Origin of the sequence: Neorhizobium sp. BETTINA12A (assembly GCF_023006485.1) — a bacterium.
Classification (GTDB): domain Bacteria; phylum Pseudomonadota; class Alphaproteobacteria; order Rhizobiales; family Rhizobiaceae; genus Neorhizobium.
In genome coordinates this window covers 1-8654 of record NZ_JALBGW010000186.1, presented here as the reverse complement: position 1 = coordinate 8654, position 8654 = coordinate 1, and the positions used below count along the sequence as shown (strand labels likewise).

Genomic DNA, 8654 nt, shown 5'->3' with positions numbered 1-8654 from the left:
GGGCGATTCGACATCGCCATTGGCGATCAGCGGAATGGAGATCGCGTCGCGCACCGCGCGGATCGCATCCCAGTCCGCCCTGCCCTCGTAGAACTGCATGCGGGTGCGGCCGTGGATGGTCACCAGCCGGACGCCGGCCTGTTCGGCGCGGCGGGCGATCTCCGGCGCGTTGATGGAATTTTCGTCCCAGCCGAGCCGCATCTTCAGGGTCACGGGCACGCTGACGGCGTTGACCGTCGCCTCGATCATGGACAGGGCGTGGTCCGGATCGCGCATCAGCGCCGAGCCGGAATAACCGCCCGTCACCTTCTTGGCCGGACACCCCATGTTGATGTCGATGATATCGGCGCCGTTATCGGCAGCGATTTTCGCGGCTTCCGCCATCGGCCTCGCTTCGCGGCCGGCGAGCTGAACCATATGCGGCGAGATGCCGGCGCCCTTCAGCCGCGCCCATGATTCGCCGCGGTTCAGAATGAGCTCACCGCTGGCAACCATTTCCGTCACCACGAGCCCGGCGCCATAACGCCAGGCAAGCTGCCTGAACGGCAGATCGGTGACGCCGGACATCGGCGCCAGGACGACGCGATTGCGAATGGCGACAGGCCCGATCTGAAAAGGCTTGGCAAGATCTTGGAAACTCAAATGATGATCTTTCGGGCACATGAGATAGTTGCACTATTTTTATTCATGTCTCGGGCGTTTGCCAAGAGCAATTCCGGAACTGCGTTATTTTTGAGCGGCATGCTGGAATTCAGGCTTTTGGTCCTATAGTTCTGCGCCTGTCAATCCAAAACGAGTTACGGGTCGAGGACGACAAAGCCATGACAATCGGTTCCATGACAATCGGTATCGTCATCGTCGCCGCAGGCCGCGGGGAACGAGCAGGCTCTCTGCATGACGGTCCCAAGCAGTACCGGCGGATCGGCGACAGACCGGTCATCGCCCATACGCTCGAACGATTTCTGACGTGGCGTCGAAGCGGCCCGATCGTGGTCGTCATCCACCCGGACGACGAGGCGTTGTTTGCGGCGGCAACGGCCGACGTCCAGGGGGCCGCAGGGGTAATCACCACGTTCGGCGGCGAAACCCGGCAGCGCTCGGTCTATGAGGGCCTGCGCGCCCTCTCCGGCACCGATGCCACCCATGTGATGATCCACGATGCGGCGCGTCCCTTCGTCGATCACGGCGTGCTCGAGCGTGTGGCGCAGGCGCTCGACGAGGGGCAGGACGGCGTGCTGCCGGCCATTCCCGTCAGCGACACGCTGAAGCGCAGCGGTTCCGACGGGCTGGTGCACGAGACCGTGCCACGCTCCGGCCTCTACGCCGCGCAGACGCCGCAGAGCTTTCTTCTCTCCGAAATCCGCACCGCCCACGAGAAAGCGGCAGCACTGCGCCGCGAGGATTTCACCGACGACGCCTCGATCGCCGAATGGGCCGGCCTGCCGGTGACCCTGGTCGAAGGATCGGTCGACAATATCAAACTCACCGTGAAGCGGGATATCGCCATGGCCGACGAAAAACTCTCGCAGAGCCTGTCCTCGGCCACCCTCCCCGATGTGCGCACCGGCAACGGCTACGACGTGCACCAGCTGGAACCCGGCGACGGCGTGACGCTCTGCGGCGTGTTCATTCCCCACGACCAGAAGCTCAGCGGCCATTCGGATGCGGATGTCGCATTGCATGCGCTGACCGATGCGCTGCTCGCCACCTGCGGCGCCGGCGATATCGGCGACCACTTTCCGCCGTCCGACATGCAGTGGCGCGGTGCGCCGTCGAAGATCTTCCTCGACCATGCGGCAAAGATCGTCCGCGAGCGTGGCGGCACGATCATGAACGCCGATATCTCGCTGATCGCCGAAGCGCCGAAGATCGCCCCACACCGCCAGGCGATGCGCGAAACCCTCTGCGAGATCCTCGGCATTTCGCTCGACCGTTGCTCGGTCAAAGCGACCACCAACGAGAAGATCGGCTTCATCGGCCGCCGCGAGGGCATTGCAGCGATCGCCACGGCGACCGTCGTTTATCGGGGAGATGCTGCGTGAGCCTGTTTCCCGCCGATATCGAGGACCAGGCCAGACGAATCATCATGGATTTCAGCGCGCGCGGAAAAATGGTCGCGACCGCCGAATCCTGCACGGGCGGGCTGATCGCCGGGGCGCTGACGGAGATTTCCGGCTCGTCCGCCGTCGTCGACCGCGGTTTCGTCACCTATACGAACCAGGCGAAGATGGACATGCTCGGGGTGACAGACGCCACGCTCGCGACGCATGGCGCGGTGTCGAAGGAAACCGCGCTGCAGATGGTGCACGGTGCGCTCCATCGCTCAAAGGCCGCCGTGGCGGTTGCGGTGACCGGCATAGCGGGACCCGGCGGCGGATCGGCGGAAAAACCCGTCGGGCTGGTGCATCTGGCGGCGAAAAGCCGTTCGGGCAAAGTCCAGCATCGGGAAATGCGCTACGGCGATATCGGCCGCACCGAGGTCAGGCTGGCGACCGTCAGAACCGCGCTGGAAATGCTGGCCGAGGTGGCCGCTCAAGCGTAGATCTTGTCGGCCCGCTTTTCGAAGGCTTCGGCGAACATGCGGAAGGCGCGGTCGAACATCGAGCCCATCAGGGCGCCGAGGATCATGCTCTTGAACTCGTAATCGATGTAGAAATGCACGACGCACCCCTCTGGGCCGGCATTCGGCGAGCCGGCTGCCGCCGGCTCGAAGCTCCAGCGGTTGTCGAGATACTTGAACGGCCCCTCGATATATTTCACGTCGATGATCCGCTCGGCCGGATTGAGCAGGACCTGGGTGGTGAAGGTCTCGCGGATTGCCTTGTAGCCGACGGTCATGTCGGCCACGAGCAGCGTCTTGCCGTCGCGTTCCTTGGAGGAGCGCACGGCCAGCGCTTCGCAGAGCGGCAGGAATTGCGGATATTTTTCGACATCGGCGACAAGCGCGTACATCTTTTCGGCGCTGTGCTTCACGGGACGGCGGATTTCGAACTTTGGCATGTTCCCGAGTTAAGCGCCCGCTCCGATAAGATCAAGAAGATCGCGCATTTCGCGACGGGATTTCAACACCAGAACCGGCTTGCCGATCGCGTGTGCCGTCAACCCGGCAGCCACGCGCGGGCCATAGACCTTCTCCCAGGTCCAGACGAAGCGGAAGAAATCGAGATCGATCTTCTCCAGACAACCGGGCGCCATTTCCGGACGGGTGCCTCCCCTGTTCCTCATCCAGCGGCTCAGAATTCCCCAGACGCACAGCCAGCGCGGCATGCGCACCCAGATGACCAGATCGCTGCGTGGCACGCGAATATCGAACGTGGAGGTATTGGTGCCATCCATGATCCAGCGTTCGCCGGCGGCCAGCTCGACGATGAGGCGATGCTGTCCGGGTTTGTCCCGCTGCACCCAGCCCGGCAACCAGAGCACATCGCGGTCGATCGAGATGTAGTTGAGCTCGAAACGACCGGCGACCTTCTGGGCCAGCGTCGATTTGCCACCGCCGGAACAGCCGATGACCAGAATTCTGTCGGCATTGGAGACCTTGTCTGCTGCCTCGGCAATTCCCACGTAACGGATCGCATTCACGCCAGATTCCATATCCATGATGATCTCCCGTGAATCAGGCTCGCTGCATCGTGATTGGCGGTAGACGCCGATGATGACAGGAGGATTTCAATGTCGGGCAGACGGCGCTATAGAGGTCGCCGAATGCGATTGTGACGGAGCTTTGACACGGATGTCAGAGTGACGGGTTCAACCATCGGTCATTTGTCGATGTCAGATGGCATTCAGATTGATAAGATGTAATGTAGGATTCATCCGGTTGTAGTGATCCAGAGTCGCAAGCCAGCGTACAATGGCATAATCAACCGATAGCAGACCGGGCGCACCCGAAAGAAGCATCCATGGACGATTTCTCGCAGATGATAAAGCTGCTCGAATCCGCAAAGCAGCTTGCAGACATGAACCAGCTTCCCATGCTGGTCTATCTTATTGAAATGGCGAAGAGCGAAGCACGCGGACATCGTTTCACGCTGCGCGAACGCCGACGCGGCCAAGACAAGCACGAAAAGGTTCAGGCAGCCGAATAAGGCTTACGACCGGCTCGCCGCCCTACTCGGCGGCGGCCAGGACTTTCCTCTCGCGTGCAGCCCTGAGGCGAGCGAAATCATCCCCGGCGTGATGCGAAGACCGGGTCAGCGGGCTCGAAGACACCATCAGGAAACCCTTGGCATAGGCCACCGTCTCGTAGGACTTGAACTCCTCGGGCGTGACGAAGCTTTCTACCTTGTGGTGCTTGCGGGTCGGCTGCAGATACTGGCCGATCGTCAGGAAATCGACGTCGGCAGTGCGCAGGTCGTCCATCAGCTGCAGCACTTCGTTGCGCTCCTCGCCGAGCCCCACCATGATGCCCGACTTGGTGAACATGGTCGGATCCAGCTCCTTGACCCGCTGCAGCAGCCGGACGGAGTGGAAATAACGGGCGCCGGGACGCACCGTCAGGTAATTGCCGGGGACGGTTTCCATATTGTGATTGAAGACATCCGGCTTGGCGGCGACGACGCGCTCCAGCGCGCCGGGCTTCTTGAGGAAGTCGGGCGTCAGGATCTCGATGGTCGTTGCCGGCGACGCGGCACGGATCGCCCAGATCACCTTCTCGAAATGCTCGGCGCCGCCGTCGGCCAGGTCATCGCGGTCGACGGACGTGATGACCACGTGGGACAGGCCCATCTGCTTGACGGCCTTGGCGACGTTTTCGGGCTCTTCCATATCCAGCGCGTTCGGCTTGCCGGTCGCGACATTGCAGAAGGCGCAGGCGCGGGTGCAGATCTCGCCCATGATCATGAAGGTGGCGTGCTTCTTGTCCCAGCACTCGCCGATATTGGGGCAGCCCGCTTCCTCGCAGACCGTCACCAGCTTGTTTTCCTTCACGATTGCGCGGGTTTCCTGATATCCCCTGGAAACCGGAGCCCGGACGCGGATCCACTCGGGCTTGCGCATGACTTCCTGGTCCGGCCGGTGGGCCTTTTCCGGATGACGGACGCGCTTTTCATCGCCGGATGCGATCGTGTCGAGAATGGTGACCATAAGAACCTGCTTTCAACCGCCTGTATCGCGGGGTTCGTCAGCGCCTGACGAGTTTGGCAAGAAATAGCAAAATGCAGGAGCCGATGAAACCTGCAACCAGGTAACCCAGCCATCCGTCTGCGACATGGATGTTGAACCTGTTGAAGATGCCATTGGCGAGAACCGCGCCGACGATGCCGATGACGATGTTCATGAAAATGCCGAAGCGGACATCCATCAGCTTGCCGGCAAGCCAACCCGCCAGGCCACCGATGATGATCGCCGCAATCCAACCTACCTGCATGCTACGCTCCCGTTCCAGAGACACTCATATGGGCGGCGCCCCGCCGTGGAACAATCCCCGGCAGGGCGATCTCGTCAGGCATTCAGCGCCCGGCCGTAGGCGTCGAGCACGCTTTCCTTCATCGTCTCGGAAATGGTCGGATGCGGGAAGATGGTGTGCATCAATTCCTCTTCCGTCGTCTCCAGGTTCATGGCGACGACGAAGCCCTGGATCAGTTCGGTGACTTCGGCACCGACCATGTGGGCGCCGATCAGTTCGCCGGTCTTTTTGTCGAAGATGGTCTTGACGAGGCCCTGGTCCTCGCCGAGCGCGATCGCCTTGCCGTTGGCGACGAACGGAAAGCGGCCGACGCGGATGTCGCGGCCTTCGGCCTTGGCCTTGGCTTCGGTCAGGCCGACAGAGGCGACCTGCGGGTTGCAGTAGGTGCAGCCGGGGATCTTCAGCTTGTCTATCGGATGGACGTTCGGCAGGCCGGCGATCTTTTCGACGCAGATGACCGCTTCATGCTCGGCCTTGTGGGCGAGCAGCGGCGGACCGGCGACGTCGCCGATCGCATAGAGGCCGGGCACGTTGGTCTTGCCGTAACCGTCGATCACGATGAAGCCGCGGTCGGTCTTCACGCCGACTGCCTCAAGGCCGATGCCTTCGATATTGGCCTGGACGCCGACGGCCGAGATCATCCGGTCGGCGGTGATCTCCTGCGTCTTGCCGTCCTTGAGCTCGATCGTCGCAGTGACCGAGTTGGCGCCCTTCACAACCTTGGCAACCTTGGCCTCGAGCAGGATCTTCATGCCCTGGCGCTCGAACTGCTTCTTGGCAAGCGCCGAGATGTCCGCATCCTCGACCGGCATGACCTGGCTCATGATCTCGACGACGGTGACCTCGACGCCCATGGTGCGGTAGAAGCTTGCAAATTCGATGCCGATGGCGCCCGAGCCCATGACCAGCAGCGACTTCGGCATCTCTTCCGGCTTCATTGCCTCGAAATAGGTCCAGATCAGCTTGCCGTCCGGCTCGATGCCCGGCAGCGCGCGCGGACGGGCGCCTGTCGCGATGATGATGTGCTTGGCGGTATAGGTGCCCTCGCCGAGCGTATTCTTCGGGATAGGACCGATCGGCTCGACCGGCTTCTTGGTGGTCTTGGAGACGACGATCTCGCCGGGTTTCGAAAGCTTCGCCTCGCCCCAGATGATGTCGACCTTGTTCTTCTTGAAGAGGAAGCCGACGCCGTTGTTCATGCGGTGGGCGATGCCGCGCGAGCGGTCGACGATCGCCTTGACGTCCGGCTTGATCGTGCCTTCCAGCGTCAGACCGTAGTCCTTGGCGTGGGTTGCGGTGTGCATCACGTCGGCCGAGCGCAGCAGCGCCTTGGTCGGAATGCAGCCCCAGTTGGAGCAGATGCCCGCGAGATGCTCGCGTTCGACGACGGCGACCTTCAGCCCGAGCTGGGAGGCCCGGATGGCGGCGATATAACCGCCGGGACCGGAACCGATGACGATGACGTCGTAGGATTGAGCCATTGCTTTCCTGCCTTCTCATTGGGGGCCTGCTCCAAGCGGCCCGCCTCGGGAAATCTTGTTCTAGAGACCGAGCATCATCCGGACGATCGGCTCAAGGCCGCGTCCGATCGCGCGGGTATTTTCTGCATCGAGATGTACGCCGTCGATCGGCGTCGTTCTGGCGACCGAACCCGCATCGAAGAAACCGCAGCCGAGGTCGTCGGCAAGGTCCCGATAAAGCGATGCGAGCATCGAAGACTGCTCGATGCCGCCCTTGAAGATCGCCGAAAAAATCGGGTCGGCGGTCTCGCAGAGCGGCGGCGGCGAAACGATCAGGATATCCGGCGCGTCGTAGTCGAACGAATATTCGTGGTGACGGATCAGCCCCACCAGACGCTGAATGCCGGCACGCGCCGCATGGGCAGTGCCGGCGATCATCGGCTTCATGTCGTTGGTGCCGAGCATGATGATCACCAGATCGAGCGGCATGTGGGTATGCAGCACAGTCGGCAGGTTCGTGACGCCGTTGCGGTCACAGTCGGCGAGGTGATCGGCGTAACCCGTCGTGCGGCCGTTCAGCCCCTCGGCGATGACGGTGACGCCAGACCCGAGCGCAGTCCCGAGGACGCTCGACCAACGGTCCTCGAACGCATGCCGGCCCGGCCCTTCAGGATCGAAACCCCAGGTGAGCGAGTCGCCGAAGCACAGAACGGTTTTCATGGAAGCACCTCCGATACCCCTCCCTCGCGGACACCCTCCCCGCAAGGGGGAGGGAGAACACGATTACACCAGCATCGCCATCGGGTTTTCGATGTAGCGCTTGAAGGCGGACGCGAGTTCCGCACCGAGCGCGCCGTCGATGACGCGGTGGTCGAAGGCGAAAGTTGCGGTCATGACCGTGCCCACCTTGATTTCACCGTTCTTGACGATCGGCTTCTCGACGCCTGCGCCGATCGAGACGATCGAGGCCTGCGGCAGGTTGACGATCGAGGTGAAGTTGGAGACGCCGAACATGCCAAGGTTGGACACGGATGTCGTGCCGCCCTGATATTCTTCCGGCTTCAGCTTCTTGTCGCGGGCGCGTCTCGCAAGATCCTTCACCTCGTTGGAGATGACGGACAGCGTCTTCGTTTCGGCCTTGCGGACGATCGGGGTGATCAGCCCGTCCGGGATGGATACGGCCACGCCGACGTCTGCATGCTTGTGCAGCACGCGGGCCGTCGAGGTCCAGGAAGCATTGGCCATTGGGACATCGCGCAGAGCGAGCGCCATCGCCTTGATGATGAAGTCGTTGACCGACAGCTTGAAGGCGGGAACATCGCCCTTGTCGGTCTTCTTCATCGGCGAAGACTTGTTGATTTCGGCGCGCAGCTTCATCAGCGCGTCGAGCTCGCAATCCATCGAGACGAAGTAGGACGGAACAGTCTGGCTCGACTCGGTGAGGCGCGAGGCGATCGTTTTGCGCATGCCGTCATGCGGCAGAAGCTCGTACGAACCCTCGGGGAAAAGCTTCAGGACGGTATCGTCCGCCGGACCCTTGGCCATGGCCGGAGCCGGTGCGCCGGCAGTCTGCTGAGCTGCAGCCGGAGCAGCCTTTGCGCCGCCGGAGGCAACTGCCTTTTCGATATCGGCCTTGACGACACGGCCGTGCGGGCCGGAGCCGGAAACGGCCGAAAGATCGAGGCCGGCTTCCTTTGCGAGGCGACGGGCGAGTGGAGACGAGAAGGTCTTTGCGCCGGACGACGATGCCGGGGCAGCAGCCGGAGCCGGTGTCGCGACAGCAGGCG

11 protein-coding genes are annotated in these 8654 nt (G+C 62.3%); 3 read left to right on the top strand and 8 right to left on the bottom strand.

The window, feature by feature from the left end; genetic code table 11:
• Positions 1-663, bottom strand: a 663-nt coding sequence (locus tag MOV61_RS26160) for a tRNA-dihydrouridine synthase (RefSeq protein WP_247138670.1), incomplete at its 3' end; no start/stop codon positions are given.
• A 158-nt stretch (positions 664-821) separates the two neighbouring features.
• On the opposite strand from MOV61_RS26160, the gene MOV61_RS26155 reads away from it, so the two are divergent.
• Together MOV61_RS26155 and MOV61_RS26150 are read left to right on the top strand one after the other, a co-directional pair.
• The gene (locus tag MOV61_RS26155) at positions 822-2042 is read left to right on the top strand and encodes a bifunctional 2-C-methyl-D-erythritol 4-phosphate cytidylyltransferase/2-C-methyl-D-erythritol 2,4-cyclodiphosphate synthase (RefSeq protein WP_247138669.1); all 1221 of its coding nucleotides are present in this window, start codon (positions 822-824) and stop codon (positions 2040-2042) included.
• Positions 2039-2542, top strand: coding sequence for a CinA family protein (locus MOV61_RS26150; RefSeq protein ID WP_247138668.1), 504 nt, complete (start codon positions 2039-2041; stop codon positions 2540-2542). Before MOV61_RS26155 ends, MOV61_RS26150 begins: the two co-directional genes overlap by 4 nt.
• Here MOV61_RS26150 and MOV61_RS26145 read toward each other — a convergent pair.
• A complete protein-coding gene (locus tag MOV61_RS26145; RefSeq protein WP_038542652.1) occupies positions 2533-3000 on the bottom strand; it encodes a type II toxin-antitoxin system RatA family toxin in 468 nt (155 codons plus the stop codon). The two genes, MOV61_RS26150 and MOV61_RS26145, sit on opposite strands and share 10 nt — an antisense overlap.
• Before the next feature lie 9 nt (positions 3001-3009).
• A complete protein-coding gene (locus MOV61_RS26140) occupies positions 3010-3600 on the bottom strand; it encodes an AAA family ATPase (protein ID WP_408962435.1) in 591 nt (196 codons plus the stop codon).
• A 302-nt stretch (positions 3601-3902) separates the two neighbouring features.
• Between MOV61_RS26140 and MOV61_RS26135 the strand changes: the two genes are divergently transcribed.
• Positions 3903-4088, top strand: a complete 186-nt coding sequence (locus MOV61_RS26135; RefSeq protein WP_007758868.1) for a hypothetical protein — start codon at positions 3903-3905, stop codon at positions 4086-4088.
• A gap of 22 nt (positions 4089-4110) precedes the next feature.
• Here the strand turns inward: MOV61_RS26135 and lipA are convergent, their stop codons facing one another.
• The 5 genes from lipA to MOV61_RS26110 form a co-directional block, all read right to left on the bottom strand.
• On the bottom strand, positions 4111-5085 hold the full coding sequence (gene lipA / locus MOV61_RS26130; RefSeq protein WP_247138667.1) for a lipoyl synthase: 975 nt from the start codon (positions 5083-5085) through the stop codon (positions 4111-4113).
• 37 nt (positions 5086-5122) lie between these two features.
• Entirely contained in the window at positions 5123-5368 is a 246-nt protein-coding gene (locus MOV61_RS26125) for a GlsB/YeaQ/YmgE family stress response membrane protein (RefSeq protein WP_038542645.1), read from the bottom strand.
• A gap of 74 nt (positions 5369-5442) precedes the next feature.
• Positions 5443-6888 carry a dihydrolipoyl dehydrogenase gene (lpdA, locus tag MOV61_RS26120; RefSeq protein WP_247138666.1) on the bottom strand — a complete coding sequence of 482 codons (1446 nt, stop codon included), beginning with the start codon at positions 6886-6888 and terminating at the stop codon, positions 5443-5445.
• 60 nt (positions 6889-6948) lie between these two features.
• Positions 6949-7587 (bottom strand): SGNH/GDSL hydrolase family protein, encoded by a 639-nt coding sequence (locus MOV61_RS26115; RefSeq protein WP_247138665.1) that lies wholly within the window; start codon positions 7585-7587, stop codon positions 6949-6951.
• 63 nt (positions 7588-7650) lie between these two features.
• The coding region (locus MOV61_RS26110) for a 2-oxo acid dehydrogenase subunit E2 (RefSeq protein WP_247138664.1) at positions 7651-8654 on the bottom strand (1004 nt) is incomplete at its 5' end.

Excerpts from the sequence above, each read along its gene's own strand:
- MOV61_RS26115 (WP_247138665.1), bottom strand. The coding sequence starts at position 7,587 with ATGAAAACCGTTCTGTGCTTCGGCGACTCGCTCACCTGGGGTTTCGAT.
- lipA (WP_247138667.1), bottom strand. The coding sequence starts at position 5,085 with ATGGTCACCATTCTCGACACGATCGCATCCGGCGATGAAAAGCGCGTC.
- lpdA (WP_247138666.1), bottom strand. The coding sequence starts at position 6,888 with ATGGCTCAATCCTACGACGTCATCGTCATCGGTTCCGGTCCCGGCGGT.
- MOV61_RS26155 (WP_247138669.1), top strand. The coding sequence starts at position 822 with ATGACAATCGGTTCCATGACAATCGGTATCGTCATCGTCGCCGCAGGC.
- MOV61_RS26145 (WP_038542652.1), bottom strand. The coding sequence starts at position 3,000 with ATGCCAAAGTTCGAAATCCGCCGTCCCGTGAAGCACAGCGCCGAAAAG.
- MOV61_RS26140 (WP_408962435.1), bottom strand. The coding sequence starts at position 3,600 with ATGGATATGGAATCTGGCGTGAATGCGATCCGTTACGTGGGAATTGCC.
- MOV61_RS26125 (WP_038542645.1), bottom strand. The coding sequence starts at position 5,368 with ATGCAGGTAGGTTGGATTGCGGCGATCATCATCGGTGGCCTGGCGGGT.
- MOV61_RS26135 (WP_007758868.1), top strand. The coding sequence starts at position 3,903 with ATGGACGATTTCTCGCAGATGATAAAGCTGCTCGAATCCGCAAAGCAG.